We start from the raw sequence: 16,232 nt of genomic DNA on the forward strand, positions 1-16,232 counted from the left end.
GGTGATAATTAGTTAGGGTAAAAAACGCGGTTAAGACGTTCAGCTTCGCTAAGGCTCTTGAGACCAAGACCGCCAATTAAAGCGGTACCATCAATGGTTGCCAGCGCCTTGTTTTGGCCCGCAGGGGTAGCCGCAAGTAGAGGCATTTTTTTAATCAACTCATCCACTGAACCGAGGCTGTGCATGGTGCGCGAACTAAGCAAAATAATGTCTGGCTGCATTTCAACAATCGCTTCCATCGAGATAGGTTTGTAGGCACTGACCGAATCAGCTGCCGGGTTTATTGCACCAGCCAATGTAATAACGGTGTCTGCTGTGGTGTTTCGGCCGGCTACGTTAGCGGGGCGGCCATCATGGAGCATCAAGAACAGTACCTTTTTCGGTTGATGCTGGCCTGATAGGTTTTTCTCTATGGCTGCGACTGTTTTTGAGACTTTGCTCTTGAGTGCCAAGGCTTCGTTGTTTTTGCCCGTCACGGCACCAACTTGGTCGATGCGTGTCATTAGGTCATCGACGGTTTCTCCAGCGTTGACGACATCGACGCCGATGCCAGCTTGTTTGATCAAATCGAGTGTTGATGACGGACCCATTTCGTTGGAGCCGAGCAAAAGAGTGGGCTCAAGGGCAATTAAATTCTCGGCAGATAGTTGGCGGTGGTAGCCCAGTACAGCAATGTTGTCATCGATGAGGCCTTTGCTGGTGATATCGACTGCAATAAGTTGGTTTTGCGCCTGCATGGCATAGATGAGCTCGGTAATAGCAGCGCCGGCACTGATAATACGCTCTGAAGCCAGGCTTGACTGTGATACGACAAGAAGGGTGGCTGCGAGTGCGAAACGCTTCATGATTTGTCCTCTTCCATTAAAAGTTGGGTAGCTTTGATCTGGTTCTGTTGAAGAAAGGCCAGCAATTTCAGCATATTTTCTACAGATCCTGTTTTATCGGCCCCAATGACAATGGGTTTGTCCGGGTTGGCTCGTGCTTCTGTCAGTAGTTGTTCCTTGAACGATGACCAGTCATCAATAGGTTTGCCTTGCAGTGCCCAATAAGGGGCATTGGCGGTGATGTTGATTGTGATTGGATCCGATTGGGTTGATTGCAATATTTCGGTTTCTGTCTGCGGCAAATCGACTTCTAGAGATTGCAACTTGACGCTTGCTGTTAGCAGCAAGAAAACCATCACGATAAAAATAATATCGAGAAGGGGTGTCAAGTCAGGTTTGAGCTCATCATCAATGATGACGCTCTGGTGTGTCTTAATCATCGTGATGCCTCGACAGTCTCTGATGTGAGGGGTGAGGCTGCTGATTTGCAAGACGGCTCTAGCGATAGTCCTTCAAGCCATAAATTGCAGTGATTGAGGCTATGCTCCAATTTGCCGGTTATCTTATCTGCCCACAGCCCCAAGAGCTGCGCCCCGGTGATCGCCGGTAAGGCAATCAGCAGGCCTGCGGCCGTTGTACGCATGGCAAGACCGAGTCCGTCAGCAAGGTCATTGGGGGTTACCGAACCGCTGCTCATAGCGATGCCTTTGAACATATCGATAAGACCCAGAACGGTGCCGAGCAAACCAAGCAAGGGGCTGATCACGCCAATAAGCGCTAATAGCTTCAGCCCAGAACGAAGCTGGCTTCGTTTTTGTTGAAGCCAAATACCCGCCGCATCTTCGCGCAACGTCTTGGCGAAGTGGCGATGGGCGATGAGCATTGCCACCCCCTTGTAGAGCAGTGGGCGCTGACCTTGAAGTTGGTTGACGAGGTTGTCGAGTGTTGACTCGTCATTGCGGTTTTGCGCGGCGAGCAGGGCGTTGATTTTGCTGCGGCCAACTCCGGTACAGAGCAATACCTGTATCAAGCGTTCAAGAAGGATCATCACGGTCAGAGCTGAACATGCCAGAAGTGGCCAGGTCATAAGGCCGAGCTGGTTCTCTAAATTGGTTAGGGTTTCCATGGTTAATTTAACTCAAAGCGAACAGGGATTTGGACGCGGTGGGCAATGGCTTGCCCATCGACGATATGCGATGAAAAACGCCAGCGTTTAATCGCCTTTATAGCGGCGTCATCAAGAATGTTGGCACCGGATGACTGAACGAGAGTTTGTTTGATTTGCCTCCCCGTTTCATCTATCCAGACCTCAACCATCACCATCCCCTCGATCCCCCGTCGTTTGGCCATTTTGGGATAGCTGACCGGACTAGGGCGGGTGGCAAAGGTAGGCTTGCTAACAAGCTGGGGATTATTGTTGACGCCAGATGACGCCTCTGCGGTTTGGGCTGGAACCGAAGGTGCCTCGATGTGTTTTTCTGATTGGTTTTTAGGCTCTACTGTTTTTTTGTGAATAACGGGTTTTGGCTGTTTCTCAACCGGTTTGACTTTTTTCTCAACCGGCTTTGGAGGGTGTGGTTTGGCCTTAGGTGTCTTTGGCGCTTCTACCTGTTTTTTCTTAACAAGTTTCTTACGTTCAGTCGGTGCCTCTTTTTCAGGAACCTGCTGGGGCTGCGCGTCAGGTTCAACCTGAGCTGTCGGCTTTGGTTGCGGGCTTGGTACAGCAACAAGGTTTAGCGAAACCTTGTTGGCTTCTGTGCCGATAGGCATAGCAAGGGCCATTGTATTAGGGACAACGGATAATAAAACACCATGAAAGGCGACCGAAATGGCGCCGGCTATGACATATCTTTTTGTATTCACGCTCGCATCCAGCTTGCAAATTTTTGCGTTTAACTTATTGCTACGTTGAGGAAAATGGTTGTTGAGTTCCGTGTCATCAACGCAGCTGAACCCAGAATTGGGCTTATTATCCACGAAATGAAAATAATATCAATTATCATTTGCAATAGTGTTCTTGGGTATTTATGATGTGCCGCAAATAAGAGTGATTATCATCTGTTGCGTGGCGTAACGGACGGTAATGCTTAAAAGCAATAAATTAAAATGTAACGTCACTGCCGTGCTCAACACGGAATAGGGCCGAGTATTCAAGCACCTTTCTGGTTGAGATTAGATACTGGCCTTGAAGTAAGCATCAACTGGCGAATGCCGACTGGAGGGCTGGGACAACCAGTTCAAGGAACCCGTGGAACAATATCTCGTATCACTACAGGAGACGATGCCTGAGGCATTGCTCACCGAAGCCGTAACTGGCATCCATTCACCCGATCCCCTTCGCTTTGCGTTCAGCAACAAACGTTCAGCCCATGCTGGCGGTATGAGTGCAATGGTTTCCCCTGATGAGCGTCAGCCCTTGGCGTGTCAGGTGTTGTCATCAGAAAAAGCACCTGAAAAAGAGCGCTGTCTGTATATCCATATTCCTTTTTGCAGGGTGAGATGTACCTATTGCAATTTTTTCCAGTACGCCTCGAGCCAAAAACTGATCGATGAATATTTTGCTGCACTAGAAGTTGAAATTCAGCGCAAGGCCGCCATGCCATGGAGCCAGTCTGCGCCATTCAGGGCGGTATATGTTGGTGGCGGGACCCCAACAGACCTAACGGCAGAGCAGGTTGAGAAGCTTGGCAACTTGATCCGGTCGCATTTCCCATTGACGACAGATTGCGAAATTACCCTTGAGGGGCGGATTAATCGCTTTGACGACCGTATGTTTGAATCGGCCCTTGCGGGTGGGTTCAACCGCTTCTCTTTTGGCGTGCAGAGTTTTGATACTCAGGTACGCCGTAAAGCCAAGCGCTTGGACGATCGCGAAGATGTGCTATCGCGTATCCAGTCGCTAAGTGCTACGAATGCCGCACCGATAGTTATCGATTTGCTGTTTGGTCTTCCGTATCAGGATTTGACGGTATGGCAGCAAGATCTTGACGACTTCCTAAGCAGCGGCGCTCATGGGGTTGACCTCTATCAGCTGATTGAAATGGGGGGAACGCCGATGCAGGGGTTGGTTGAGAAAGGTAAGTTGCCATTGCCAGCCGAGACACCTGTTAAAGCCTCGATGTTTGAATACGGGGTGGCTTTTATGGACCGCCATCACCTGCGCCGTCTTAGCGTTAACCATTGGGCACGGGATAATCGGGAGCGAAGTATTTACAACAGTTTGGCGAAAACATCAGCCGAAGTATTGCCGCTAGGGGCTGGTGCTGGCGGTAATGTAGGCGGTTACGGATTTATGCAGCATCGGACGCTGGATGCTTATATTGCGGCAATAAAGTCCAACGAGCTACCCATTGCCATGATGATGAAATCAGCGCCACAGGCAGAGCTGTTTGCCGAGATCAAGGCGAGCTTTGATCGTGGCTTCCTCTCGGCTGAACACCTCAAGGCGCGCTTTGGCAAAGATATTTATGCGTATTGCCAGCCGCTGTTCAAGGCATGGCAGCAAAACGGTCTAGTGGTTTTTGATCAGGAGTACCTGTCTTTGACTCTGGCTGGGAGTTTTTGGGCGGTTAATCTGGCGCAGGCTATGATCCAAGTGTTGCAGCCTGTAACGGCAGCTCAGCATGCCGCATAGTTTTTTTGTCTTGTTTTTTTCCTAGGGCAAGTTGAATCATTGAAGTACCTGGAGTGTGACTGTGTTTGAGACGATTTCACAAGAAGTATTAAAACAAAAGGTTGCGGCAAAGCTGGCGGAGAATCCGGGCTTGCATGCTGTTGCTTTGGCGGAAGAATATGGTGTTACTGAGGGCGAGATAGTACTGTCGTTTCCGGCCGAGCTCGTAGAACATCTGGAGGGAGCTTATGCTCAGGCCATCTTGCAAGAGCTGCCAAGCTGGGGGCCTGTAACCACGATCGTTCATTCAATGGGGTCTATTTTTGAAGTAAAAGCGCCATTCCCCAAAGGAAAAGAAGCCCGTGGTTATTACAACCTCATGGGGAGGGACGGTGAACTGCATGGGCACCTTCGCCTCGATCTGGTGTCTGATATTACGCTTGTCAGCAAACCGTTCATGGGACAAGAAAGCTATTTTATCGGTTTCTTTGCCAAGGGCGGTGACTGCGTGTTCAAGGTCTATTTAGGGCGCGACAAGCAGCGTAAGCTATTCCCTGACCAAATCGAAAAATTTAAGCAGCTTAAGACTGTATTTTCGAAATAAAAAAATAAATATTGGAGTAAAGTCAACATGAATTCAGTAAAGCAAGAGCGCCTGCAGAGCCGTTTGGGGCCTGAGATTGCCGAGTTTCGTCAAGCCTGCCAGACATTACAGTTAGCCACGGTTGACGGTGAGGGCAAGCCGAACGTGAGCTATGCGCCTTTTGCTCTGTTAGAGGATGGCTACTATGTGCTGATCAGCCAGATTGCCAAGCACGCCCGTAATTTGCTCGATAATCCGCAAGTCTCTTTGATGATGATAGAAGATGAGTCGGCCTCGAAAACAATCTATGCACGAAAGCGTCTGACTTTCGAAGCGAATGTTGCCGTTGTCGAGCGCGGCTCGGATAAATGGCTTGCCGCGATTGCTGAATTGAAGATGCGATTTGGCGAGATTGTGGACGGACTGAGCGGATTGGAAGACTTTGTTCTTTTCCGGTTGGAACCGACTCAAGGATTGTTCGTGAAAGGGTTCGGTCAGGCGTTTCAAGTCGGTGGTGACGATCTGGTTGATTTTGTCCACTTGCAAGAGGGGCACCGCCGTATCAAAGATGGCAGTGAAGTGACAACGCCAAGCGAAGAACTTTGATTTGCCTCTAGATCCTCAAGTGATCTGGAGTAATTGTAAACAACCAGCCCAAGCCTTGTGCTTGGGCTGTCGTCGTTATAGGGGATTATAACGGTGAATTACGGATTGCCTTGATCGTGATCATCGTCTCTTTTTACGGAGCTTGAAGGTCGTGAAATCCGTGTGATAATTAAGGCATTACTCCAAGATATAAGGCACAGCTATGTCGACTAATAATAAACAGGGTGTTCGCTTTGCTTACATTGCCAGCGCACTAACGCCGGTAACTCTTTTGCTCTCAGGTATTGTGGCCGTGATTTATTCAGCGTACCAGCTTAACAAAGGTACTGACGAGGTAAGTTACACGCATTACTACACTATTATCCGCACGTTCTTTTTGTTCTTCACCTTTTTTGTCGTGCTGGGTGTAACGGCTGCAACCATGACCGGTATGGTTGCGGGTGCAGAGTACTGGGTACATAGCAGCGTATGGGATACCCTCCTTAAAGGTATTCCTGTTGTGGGTGTCGTTATCGCCTGTCTGGCAATTGTGAAGTGGGTTATCCAGCATATCCGAGGTATGCGCCTGCTGAGCCAAAACAAGCCGATCGCCCTGTAAGTCAGGTTATTGAGAAAGAGCCCGGATTATTATCCGGGCTTTTTTGTGCCTGTCGTTTGCCTCTGTAGTTATTGTCTGTGCCTATCGTTTGTATTGGGGCAAGGGGAAGCGGCCCGCCAGGGGCTGGGCTATCTTTAAGGTTGAGGCTTTGGCCTTGACGTACGAGGAGGGGTTATGAGTCACGATACAGATTGTAAACGGGAAGAGACTAAACAACCGATGAGTATGCACGAGGGGATAGCCCCGTGGTGCGATTGCTGCATTTGTGAGGCCGAACCATATTGGGCAGAGGTCGCAGAACAAATGGGGATAAGCCTGTCAGACCGACTAGAAGAATAAATACTATTAATTGTCATCATTGCCGCTATTTATTTTTATCTTTAAAATAATTAACACTAAACACGGTGTTAATTATTTGTTTTGATCCGTAATTATTACGGTTCTCTAAATAATATAAGAGTTATTTGTCATTTTGCATTAATGTGTGAGTTCTATAAGTTTATTATTAGGTGCTGCAATCTGCTTTTATTTAAATAGGGTGATGGTGATCATAATTCATTGAAAATTATGGTTATGAAAAACATTTAGTATTGGGAAGTGTGACTTGTAATACGTACATGTTGAATTTTTATCGATAAATTCGGGATAAAACAAGTCTAAAGAAATAACGCCCATGCTAGATTTAAGTTCTGGTAAAGAACGTATTATTCAAGAGTTTGTGCCGGGTAAGCAGGTTACACTGGCACATTTAGTTGCTAATCCTACTTTGGAGTTGTGCGAGCGAGTCGGCGTGGAAAGCCGTGGTGCTATTGGCATATTAACGCTGACACCTGGTGAAACTTCCATTATTGCTGGTGATATAGCCACAAAAGCTGCTGATGTAAATATTGGCTTTCTAGACCGTTTTTCAGGTGCCTTGGTTATAACTGGCAGTGTTGCTGCGGTAGAGGAATCATTGAAAACGGTAATTAACGTGCTAGGCCAATCCCTTTCTTATAATACCTGCGACCTTACAAGAACCTAATATTAATTATGGATAATACAGCGCTGCGTCATATTGCTTTTGTTGGTGAAGTTGATGCCGGAAAATCGGCATTAATAAATATGCTTATTGACCAGCAGGCAGAAACAGGGAAGACCCAAGCTCCGATATTTTATCCCGGGCAAGTTATCGACACGCCGGGAGAGTTTATTGAAAACCGATCATGGAACGGCGCACTGCTTTCAACTATCGCGGCTGTAAAAACGATTGTTGTACTCCAGCCAGCGAATGCCAAGAGATTCTCGGCACCGAGCGGGTTACTGCACGTTTATCCTAACAAGCAGGTCGTAGGGGTTATTAGCAAGGTTGACGAAACGGATTCGGATACCTCGCGAGCCGCTTCTTTGCTCCAGCAAAATGGCATTAAAGGGCCTTATCTAGAAACCTCAATCCATGACCCTGATTCAATCGCACGCTTGTTCGAATATCTGATCACCCTTCAACCCGAGGTTCGGGTCTGATTCCGTTCATCTTTCCGAGGAATGCAGTAATGAAAACACTAATTTCAGCCGCGGATGTGAGAAAGGCCAAAGCCGAGAAAAGGCACTACTTGGTCGTTCCTGCTCACGCTTTTATTGTCACGCCAGAAGCTCGTGATGTTGCTGGCGTAGAAGGTATCGAACTTCTTGATGCTGAACCGGCCTCCGCAACCGTTAGCCCGGCACCTGCACCGAGTGTGGCAGATGTTGTTGCTGCACCTGCACCTGCGCCTGTATGCCCTAACTCGTTGGCAGCAGAAATTCAAAAGGAAGTCGAATCCAAGCTACCGGCAGTGGATGGCGATAAGAGTGCGCTTATCAAGGCGCTGATTGCTCAGGCATTAAGTGATTTTGAAAAGCGTAATCCGGCTTTGCCTCGTCAGATCAACGACGACGGTATTGTCTTGGTTCGGGGTAATGCTGTTCAGCTTGGCGTATTTGATGGTGCTCCCGGTAAGAATATCGGCCTGACAGATGTGTTAGGGACCCAGGAAAATAGCAATATGGGTGTGGGCTACATGGGCTGGGAGAATGCTTTCTTCCCGTGGACCCTGTGTTACGACGAGGTCAATGTCGTGCTGGAAGGGGAACTGCATGTCAAAACGGCATCGGGTACAACTGTCGGCAAGGCGGGTGATGTCGTCTTCATTCCTAAGGGCAGCACCGTAGAGTTCGGTACGCCGACCAATGTGCGCTATGTCTACATCACTTATCCGGCTGAGTGGGCCTGATATGTCACAGAACAACACGCCGATCTTTATTACCGAAGCTGATCTCAGAGAGCACGCTGGTTTGCGCGACGGCGGGGAATTGTTTTTTGCTCCCGGGACTCGGTTTACACCTGCGGCAAGCCAACTGCTCAGTGATAAGCATATCACCGTTCGTTGGCGTAACGAGGATGGCCAGATCTTTGTTGAGAGTGACAAGGGTGGCCAGTGGGAGAGCGTCCATCCGCTCAAGAACAACAATGTGCGCCCCAAGAACGGCTGCATGCTGTGCCACTCTGAGCTTACAAGTAAGCCAGCGCTGCTGACCCATCTCGATGACACTACGCTAGTGCCCAAGACGCATCCGAGGATCACACTGCGCGGTAAGCTGGATAGCTGTATTTGCTATTGCGTGCTGCTGCAAAGCGAGATAACTGGGGTTCCCTCAACACTGAGTGGTTTTATTGCCGATATTCGCTCCTATCTTGGTCAGGTCCTCCAATGTGAGGTGACCGGCACCGAATTGCCGTTGCCAGCGCTCGGGGAGTATTCGTCCGAGCAAGTTCACCGCTGGTCGCATCAGCCGTTGAAGTATCTTGGCCATGATCACCTTCTGCCAGATGTGACGTTTGGTTCAAATGTTGCGCGGATGAACTACCTGCGGGCGATGGTACGCGAACTCGAGCTACTTAGCTGCAGTGTCTATATGGACAGCATGATGCAAGTGCAACGCGAGGATATGGTTGCTGGCTTGAATCGCCTGTCGAGTGCGATCTACGTCGTGATGATTTTGCTGCTGCAATGCGAGCGGGGTCAATCACAGGTACTTGAGGGATTGGGCCATGAACCTGCTTGAGCAATGTCGGCAGCAGTGCCGTGCCAATCCGCGCCGTATCGTATTCCCTGATGCACTGGATGTTCGTCTGCTGCATGCCGCTCATGAGCTCAAGCAGAGCGGCTTGGCCGAACCTATCTTACTGGGTAACCCGTTCGCCTTGCGAGATTTGGCCCACCACTGCGGTATCTCCATGCCGAGCTTGACCGTGCTGGCGCCGCAGTCGGCAGGTTGCTTTGACGAGATGGTGGCGACGTATTGCGCCAAGCAGCGTAAACCTATCGAGGCAGCAGAAGCTCGCCAGCGACTGATAAAGCCGCTGGATTTCGCGATGATGATGGTTGATCAGGGATATGCCGATATCTGCGTTGCCGGCAACCTGTCTACAACCGGTGATGTGATCCGTGCCGCCATTCGCGGGGTAGGGGTAGCTCCTACGTCGCAAACGGTGTCGAGTTTTTTCATGATGCTCTCGCCGGATGGTCAAGAGGTTCATGCGTTCTCAGATGCCGGCGTGATCCCACTGCCAACCACTGAGCAGCTTGCCGACATCGCCATTGATACTGCCCGCAATTATCGCCAGCTGACCGGCAACGAGCCACGGGTTGCGATGTTGTCCTTCTCAACCAAGGGGAGTGCCAGTCATCCGACGGTAAGCAAGATGAGCGAGGCGACAGCTTTGGTTCGAGAGCGAGAGCCCGGGCTGATTATTGATGGTGAAGTTCAATTCGATGCTGCGTTCGTTCCGGCGATAGCAGCGCAGAAAATGCCAGACAGCCCACTGGGCGGACGGGCAAATGTGTTTATTTTTCCTTCTCTGAACGCAGGCAATATTGCCTACAAGGTCGCCCAGCGTTTGGGGGGGTATCTGGCGCTTGGTCCTATGCTCCAAGGACTGGCCAAGCCTGTACATGATTTATCTCGGGGCTGCAGTGCCAATGACATCATCGATATATCGGTGTTGGCTTCGAGCCTTTGCACATCCCCTTTCACTAACGGTAACAGTTGAGGAATAGATAATGGAAGCGTTAGGCATCATTGAAACAAAAGGACTGACGGCACTGATTGAAGCATCTGATGCAATGGTCAAGGCTGCTCGTGTGCAGTTAGTGGGTTACAAGCAAATCGGCTCGGGCATCGTTTCGGCCATGGTGCGCGGTGATGTTGCGGCGTGTAAGGCTGCAACCGATGCGGGTGCCGCTGCGGCTCAGCGCCTTGGCGAAGTGGTTGCAGTTCATGTGATCCCTCGTCCGCACGGTGATTTGGAAGCGATCTTCCCGATCACACCTGAAGAAGAAAAAGCGGCTGCCAAGCCTCGTACTAATACCACTAAGTAAGGATTGTCTCATGGACGCATTAGGAATTTTGGAAACCAAAGGGCTAACAGCCTTGATCGAAGCCTCTGACGCCATGGTCAAAGCTGCACGCGTTGAGCTTGTTGGTTATCAGCAAATTGGTTCTGGTTATGTAACAGCACTCATTCGCGGTGACGTTGCTTCATGCAAAGCAGCAACGGATGCCGGTTCGGTTGTCGCTCAGCGTCTGGGTGAGCTGGTGGCGGTTCATGTGATCCCTCGACCTCATCCTGATTTGGAAAAAGTGTTCCCGATCAAAGCTAACTAAGCCGTTGCCCGGGGGAAGCCCCGGGGGCGGATACGAGGTATACGGATGCGTATTGCACGAGTCATAGGCCATGTTATTGCCACGGTTCGCAGTCCAGGCATGAGGATGGACAAGCTCTGTCTGGTTGAGTTTATTGACCGTAATGGACAGACCAATGGTGATCTTCATATCGCGATGGATCAGCTCGGGGCTGGTGAAGGCGAGTGGGTGATGGTTGTGGCAGGTAGCTCTGCCCGGACGGCATACAGCGGTGGTTCGAGCGAGTGTCCGGTCGATCTCTGTGTGGTCGGCATTATTGATGAGGTAATGGCAGCCGACGAGCGGTTATACAACAAGTTCAATTAGACGCCGTGAGGTATCACTGAACTTGCGTAGATGGCTTTGAGGTTGCGCGAGAGGTTCGTAATGGATCAAATGCAGTTAGAAGAAATTGTCAGGCGTGTTGTTATCCAGCTGCAAGCTGGTGGTGTCAACACGGCTGGCAGCAGCCCGCAGAGTGGCGAAGATGGCGTGTTCCCGACCCTTGACGGGGCGGTAGCCGCGGCGAAAGAGGCCCAGCGTCAGATTCGCTCAATTGCTCTTCGGGACGAGATCATTTTAGCGTTGCGCCGGATGGCTAAAAAGCATGCCCGCGAGCTTTCCGAGATGGCCGTTGCCGAAACGGGATTCGGTCGGGTGGAAGACAAGATTGCCAAGCACCTGCTGGTGGCTCACCGGACACCGGGAACGGAAATACTGGCACCGCAGGCGGTTTCTGGCGATGCCGGGATGAGCTTGATGGAGAATGCGCCTTGGGGGGTAATTGCATCTGTGACCCCGAGTACCAACCCGTCATGTACGGTGATCAACAATGCTATCAGTATGATCGCAGCTGGCAATGCGGTGGTGTTTGCCCCTCATCCGGCCGCCAAGAAGGTATCACAGTATGCGATACAGCTGGTGAACCGTGCGGTGGTAGAAGCGGGTGGTCCTGCCAACTTGTGTACGACGGTAGCAGAGCCGTCGCTGGAAAATGCGCAGGCACTGTTTACTTACCCGGGAATCGGCTTATTGGTGGTGACGGGTGGTGACGCTGTTGTCGAGGCAGCTCGCAAGGTAACGGACAAGCGACTTATTGCAGCTGGGCCGGGTAATCCGCCTGTCGTGGTTGATGAAACCGCAGACCTGAAACGAGCCGCTATTTCAATTGTTCAAGGGGCCTCATTCGATAACAACATCGTTTGTGCGACTGAGAAAGAAATTATCGCGGTGCGTAGTATCGCCGATCAGTTGAAGGCTGAGATGTGTCGCAATGGCGCTGCCGAGATCACTCCTGAGCAGGCTGAGGCGATAGCCAAAATCGTCCTCAAAGGTTATCCGGGCGATCATCCTGCCGCCAACCCGCAATGGGTCGGCAGGGATGCAGCCAAGATTGCTGCTGCGGCAGGTATTGATGTGCCGGCTGATACCCGATTGTTGGTATTTGATGCCGATAAGTCACATGTGTTTGCCGTTACAGAGCAGATGATGCCGATCATTCCGTTGATCCGTGCTGACAATGCCGATCAGGCTATTGATTGGGCGGTGGATTTGGAAAAGGGGAACCGACATACCGCGGCGATCCACTCCAAGAACATCGATGTGCTGACCCGTATGGCTTATGAGATGGATTGTAGCCTGCTGGCTAAAAATGGCCCGGCCATTGCGGCTATCGGGGCTGGCGGTGAAGGCTGGACCACGATGACGATCTCGACGCCTACCGGCGAGGGCGTGACCAACGCATTGACATTTACCCGAAAACGCCGTTGTACGGCAGTGGATGCATTTAGGATTGTATAAACCATGGATGTTCTCGAAGTAACTAACCGCCGCCTGCTTGTGATTGATGAGATTGTGAATGACGAAACCGCTGTTTCCGCTACGGAAAAGTGGCAGGTCGGGATCGATCTAGGCACCGCTGATATCCAGACGGTTGTCGTAGACGGTGATGGCGAGCCGATTGCCGCATTCCTCGATTGGGCGGATGTGGTCCGTGACGGGGTCGTTGTCGATTACGTAGGGGCTTGCCGGTTGGTTCGCGAGCAACTGGCCAAGGTTGAGCGTAAGTTGGGTGTCACGGTCGAGAGGGCCGTGACCTCATACCCGCCGGGTACCGATCCAAGAATATCGATCAATGTCGTCGAGTCGGCAGGCATTGAAGTGAGCGATGTCGTTGATGAGCCGTGTAGCGTAGCGGCATTGCTGGAAATTACCGATGGGGCGGTTGTCGATGTCGGTGGCGGTACGACCGGTACAGCCATTATCGCTGAGGGCCAATTGGTGGCATCAGAAGATGAGCCGTCCGGCGGTCGCCATGTCAGCCTGACGATAGCGGGTGGGCTTGGGGTCTCTATTGAAGAGGCGGAGCAGCATAAGCGCTGCAGTCAGGATGATCCGATGGTTGCCGCGATGGCCAAGCCTGTTGTCGAAAAGATGGCAGATATCGTAGCCGGCCATATTCAGGCTCATCAACCTAGCAATATCTATTTGACCGGGGGCGGAACGCTTATCGCTGGATTTAGTGATGTATTCCGCCGTGCCTTCCCGCATATCACCATCGTTGAGTTGTCCAAGGCGCTCTACCTTACGCCGCTGGCGATAGCCAGTTATGGCCTGTCAGGGAAAGGAGATAAGTGATGACCATTCCCACTGCCGAAATCGCTCATATTGTTCAGCAAACCTTGCTTCAAAGCCAGCCATACCGGGGATTTACCTTTCGTTCGCCAGCCGTGACGGTATGCGGAGGGAATGCCATCCACCAATTGGGAACAGTGCTCAGGGATCTTGGGGCAAGCCATGTCTTTTTAGTCGCTGATCGTTTGGTTCATCAATTAGGGCTGACGCGTGGTTGCGAGCAGTCTATCGCCTTGTCTGGGTTGTCGCTGACGCTGTTCAGCGATGTCGACGGCGAACCAGATAGTCAGTTGATCCGTCGCGGTCAACAGCAATTGCTGACATGCGGGGCGGATTTTGTGGTGGGAATCGGTGGCGGTTCGGCATTGGATGCCGCGAAGGCTATTGCCGTCTTGGGTGACTATGACGGCCTGATCTCTGCATTTAAGGTCGGTGGGCTGGCTTCTCGTCATGTTGGGCTAGGGGCTATTCCTACTACTGCCGGTACGGGTTCGGAAGTCACCGATATTACCGTCATCAAAGAAGTTGAAACCGGGATCAAAGTACCAGTGAAAGGGCCTGCGTTGGTTCCTGATTTGGCCCTGCTTGATCCGGCGCTGATGTTGGATGTGCCGGCCAGCATAACCGCAGCAACAGGTATCGACACCTTGACTCATGCCGTAGAGGCCTATGTATCGCGAAATGCTAATTTGCTATCTCGCGCATACGCTTACCATGCGGTTGAAACCTTGGTTCAGGCTTTGCCGGTTGCCGTAGGTTATGGTCACGATCTTGACCGTCGCTATGAGATGGCCGTTGCTGCCTACAAAGCTGGGTTGGCATTTAGTAATGCCGGGTTGGGATTAACCCATGCAATAGCCCATCAGGTAGGGGCGCGTTATCACATTGCCCACGGGGTTGCCAATGCCGTGCTGTTGCCTTACGTGATGGCATTCAATGCCCTGAGCTGCGAGGCGGATTACGCAGAATTGGCACAGGCGCTGGGTGTCGCGCGCGAGGGGATGACAACCCGTGAAAAGTGTCGGGCATCGGTATTGGCCGTTCGCCAATTGGTGCTCGATCTCGGTTTGCCGACCAATTTTGCCGATATCGGTATCGTTGAACGCGATTTGCCGCAATTGGCAGAGCAGGCAATGAAGGATATCTGTCTGGTTGGTAACCCGCGTCAGGTTGAACTGGCGCAAATTGAAAGTTTGCTCAAGCAGGTTATCGCCGGTGAGTTGCCAGCGGGGTACTGCTGATGGATCGCAAAACTATCCATAGTGTGGGGATCGATATCGGTACCACGACGACTCAGGTGATTTTCTCAGATCTGACCGTGGTTAACCGTGCCCCTGCATCACAGGTTCCTGTTTATGAATTTGTCGAGCGGGAAATTACCTACCAGAGTCCCGTTGAGTTCACCCCGATCAATTATCAGGGCACGCTGGATGCCCAGGCTGTGCGTCAGTTTATCGAGCAGCAGATCCAGCAAGCCGGTCTGGCTGCCGAAGGCGTAGAGACCGGTGCGATTATCATTACCGGTGAGACAGCCAAGGCTCATAACGCAAGAACCGCGCTGCTCGATCTTTCCCAGCAGCTTGGGGATTTTGTTGTCGCGACTGCTGGCCCCAACCTTGAATCTGTTATTGCGGGCCGGGGCAGCGGTGCGCAGGAGCGCTCGGCGCAGCAGCACCAGAGAATAATGAACATCGATATCGGTGGGGGCACCTCGAACTATGTGGTGTTTGACTGCGGCCGAGTGGTAGAGACTGCGTGTCTGAATATTGGTGGTCGCTTGGTCGAGTTGGATCAACAAGGCAATGTCGCTTACTTGCACAAGCCTGCCTTGGCCGTCATTAAGTCGTTATTCGGCGAGGCTTTGCATCCACGGCAGGTAACGCAGGATCACCTTAAGCGAGTAGTTGATCGCATGGCGGAGTTAATCGTCGAAGTGATGCTGGGCGAGTTGTCCCCACTGGCTGTTCAACTGCTGCAAACTCCGGCGATGTCGGATCTTGCCAATATAGATGCTGTGTATTTGAGTGGCGGCGTCGGCGAGTGCTATTACCGCCCGCCGTCGACCGCGACTCTTTACGGTGACGTTGGCCCTGCACTGGCCCAGGCATTGCAGCGCAATCCATCAATGGCCGCTTCGCCTGTTCAGCCCCCGTCCCAAACGGTAAGGGCGACAGTGATTGGGGCGGGTGCCTATTCGCTGAGCCTGTCAGGTGCCACGATCTGGCTGAATTCGGCCGAATTGCCGATTAAGAATATTCCCGTTATCCATCCTGCTATTGACTGGAGCGTATCTAGCCCTGCTCTTTGTGAGGCGATTTGCTTGGCGGGAGAACGGATGGATCTGGCATTGGGAATTGACCGTTATGCCGTTGCCATCGATGGCGGAATGCCCGTGACCTATGCTGCTGTCCAGCATGTCGCCCAAGAGTTAGCCCGATTTTACCAGAACCATGGCAATCACCATGACCCGGCTTTCGTTATCGTTCACAACGATATCGGCAAAGCGCTGGGGATGGAGTTGCAGCCACAACTGGCTCCGCAGCCAGTGAGTGTGATTGATGAGGTGATTACCCGCGAGGGGGATTACATCGATATAGGCAAAAGTTACTTCGGCGGGGAGATCGTTCCACTGACCGTTAAATCTCTCGCCTTCCCGTCTTAAAAGGAGTG

Annotated in this window: 21 protein-coding genes; 17 read left to right on the forward strand and 4 right to left on the reverse strand. The window is 51.5% G+C overall.

Going from position 1 to position 16,232, the window contains the following annotated elements:
- Positions 1-8: 8 nt before the first annotated feature.
- Genes ACSF8X_RS08590 through ACSF8X_RS08605 form a run of 4 tightly spaced genes read right to left on the reverse strand, consistent with a single transcriptional unit; the run spans position 9 to position 2,687 of the window.
- Positions 9-845, reverse strand: coding sequence for a heme/hemin ABC transporter substrate-binding protein (locus ACSF8X_RS08590; RefSeq protein ID WP_500849665.1), 837 nt, complete (start codon positions 843-845; stop codon positions 9-11).
- Positions 842-1,264: an ExbD/TolR family protein gene (locus ACSF8X_RS08595; protein WP_500849666.1), complete on the reverse strand. Its 423-nt coding sequence runs from the start codon at positions 1,262-1,264 to the stop codon at positions 842-844. Before ACSF8X_RS08595 ends, ACSF8X_RS08590 begins: the two co-directional genes overlap by 4 nt.
- The gene (locus ACSF8X_RS08600; protein ID WP_047877942.1) at positions 1,261-1,950 is read right to left on the reverse strand and encodes a MotA/TolQ/ExbB proton channel family protein; all 690 of its coding nucleotides are present in this window, start codon (positions 1,948-1,950) and stop codon (positions 1,261-1,263) included. Before ACSF8X_RS08600 ends, ACSF8X_RS08595 begins: the two co-directional genes overlap by 4 nt.
- A gap of 2 nt (positions 1,951-1,952) precedes the next feature.
- A complete protein-coding gene (locus ACSF8X_RS08605; protein WP_500849667.1) occupies positions 1,953-2,687 on the reverse strand; it encodes an energy transducer TonB in 735 nt (244 codons plus the stop codon).
- A 418-nt stretch (positions 2,688-3,105) separates the two neighbouring features.
- On the opposite strand from ACSF8X_RS08605, the gene hutW reads away from it, so the two are divergent.
- From hutW to ACSF8X_RS08690, 17 genes are all read left to right on the forward strand, one after another.
- Positions 3,106-4,458, forward strand: a complete 1,353-nt coding sequence (gene hutW, locus ACSF8X_RS08610) for a heme anaerobic degradation radical SAM methyltransferase ChuW/HutW (RefSeq protein ID WP_500851161.1) — start codon at positions 3,106-3,108, stop codon at positions 4,456-4,458.
- Between the two features lie 61 nt (positions 4,459-4,519).
- Positions 4,520-5,041: a heme utilization cystosolic carrier protein HutX gene (hutX, locus tag ACSF8X_RS08615; RefSeq protein ID WP_500849668.1), complete on the forward strand. Its 522-nt coding sequence runs from the start codon at positions 4,520-4,522 to the stop codon at positions 5,039-5,041.
- A gap of 27 nt (positions 5,042-5,068) precedes the next feature.
- Positions 5,069-5,626, forward strand: coding sequence for a heme utilization protein HutZ (gene hutZ / locus ACSF8X_RS08620; RefSeq protein WP_047877945.1), 558 nt, complete (start codon positions 5,069-5,071; stop codon positions 5,624-5,626).
- A gap of 202 nt (positions 5,627-5,828) precedes the next feature.
- Positions 5,829-6,224, forward strand: coding sequence for a hypothetical protein (locus ACSF8X_RS08625; protein WP_047877946.1), 396 nt, complete (start codon positions 5,829-5,831; stop codon positions 6,222-6,224).
- Between the two features lie 174 nt (positions 6,225-6,398).
- Positions 6,399-6,563, forward strand: a complete 165-nt coding sequence (locus tag ACSF8X_RS08630; RefSeq protein ID WP_157037784.1) for a hypothetical protein — start codon at positions 6,399-6,401, stop codon at positions 6,561-6,563.
- 334 nt (positions 6,564-6,897) lie between these two features.
- Complete coding sequence (gene eutS / locus ACSF8X_RS08635) at positions 6,898-7,248, forward strand: ethanolamine utilization microcompartment protein EutS (protein ID WP_047877947.1); 351 nt, start codon at positions 6,898-6,900, stop codon at positions 7,246-7,248.
- 8 nt (positions 7,249-7,256) lie between these two features.
- Entirely contained in the window at positions 7,257-7,727 is a 471-nt protein-coding gene (locus tag ACSF8X_RS08640; RefSeq protein WP_053062384.1) for a EutP/PduV family microcompartment system protein, read from the forward strand.
- Between the two features lie 29 nt (positions 7,728-7,756).
- Positions 7,757-8,476: an ethanolamine utilization acetate kinase EutQ gene (gene eutQ, locus ACSF8X_RS08645; RefSeq protein ID WP_500849669.1), complete on the forward strand. Its 720-nt coding sequence runs from the start codon at positions 7,757-7,759 to the stop codon at positions 8,474-8,476.
- A gap of 1 nt (position 8,477) precedes the next feature.
- Complete coding sequence (gene eutT / locus ACSF8X_RS08650; protein ID WP_500849670.1) at positions 8,478-9,308, forward strand: ethanolamine utilization cob(I)yrinic acid a,c-diamide adenosyltransferase EutT; 831 nt, start codon at positions 8,478-8,480, stop codon at positions 9,306-9,308.
- Entirely contained in the window at positions 9,295-10,296 is a 1,002-nt protein-coding gene (pta, locus tag ACSF8X_RS08655) for a phosphate acetyltransferase (protein ID WP_047877950.1), read from the forward strand. Before eutT ends, pta begins: the two co-directional genes overlap by 14 nt.
- 10 nt (positions 10,297-10,306) lie before the next feature.
- Positions 10,307-10,624: an ethanolamine utilization microcompartment protein EutM gene (gene eutM / locus ACSF8X_RS08660; RefSeq protein WP_047877951.1), complete on the forward strand. Its 318-nt coding sequence runs from the start codon at positions 10,307-10,309 to the stop codon at positions 10,622-10,624.
- A 10-nt stretch (positions 10,625-10,634) separates the two neighbouring features.
- The gene (eutM, locus tag ACSF8X_RS08665; protein ID WP_047877952.1) at positions 10,635-10,910 is read left to right on the forward strand and encodes an ethanolamine utilization microcompartment protein EutM; all 276 of its coding nucleotides are present in this window, start codon (positions 10,635-10,637) and stop codon (positions 10,908-10,910) included.
- Positions 10,911-10,955: 45 nt separating this feature from the next.
- Positions 10,956-11,255, forward strand: a complete 300-nt coding sequence (locus ACSF8X_RS08670; protein ID WP_047877953.1) for a EutN/CcmL family microcompartment protein — start codon at positions 10,956-10,958, stop codon at positions 11,253-11,255.
- Positions 11,256-11,315: 60 nt separating this feature from the next.
- Complete coding sequence (locus ACSF8X_RS08675) at positions 11,316-12,728, forward strand: aldehyde dehydrogenase family protein (RefSeq protein WP_500849671.1); 1,413 nt, start codon at positions 11,316-11,318, stop codon at positions 12,726-12,728.
- Positions 12,729-12,731: 3 nt separating this feature from the next.
- Entirely contained in the window at positions 12,732-13,565 is an 834-nt protein-coding gene (gene eutJ, locus ACSF8X_RS08680) for an ethanolamine utilization protein EutJ (protein WP_500849672.1), read from the forward strand.
- Entirely contained in the window at positions 13,565-14,803 is a 1,239-nt protein-coding gene (locus ACSF8X_RS08685) for an iron-containing alcohol dehydrogenase (protein ID WP_500849673.1), read from the forward strand. The genes eutJ and ACSF8X_RS08685 overlap by 1 nt, the downstream gene beginning before the upstream one ends.
- Complete coding sequence (locus ACSF8X_RS08690; RefSeq protein WP_500849674.1) at positions 14,803-16,224, forward strand: ethanolamine ammonia-lyase reactivating factor EutA; 1,422 nt, start codon at positions 14,803-14,805, stop codon at positions 16,222-16,224. The genes ACSF8X_RS08685 and ACSF8X_RS08690 overlap by 1 nt, the downstream gene beginning before the upstream one ends.
- Positions 16,225-16,232 lie beyond the last annotated feature (8 nt).

The organism is Photobacterium panuliri (assembly GCF_059920555.1).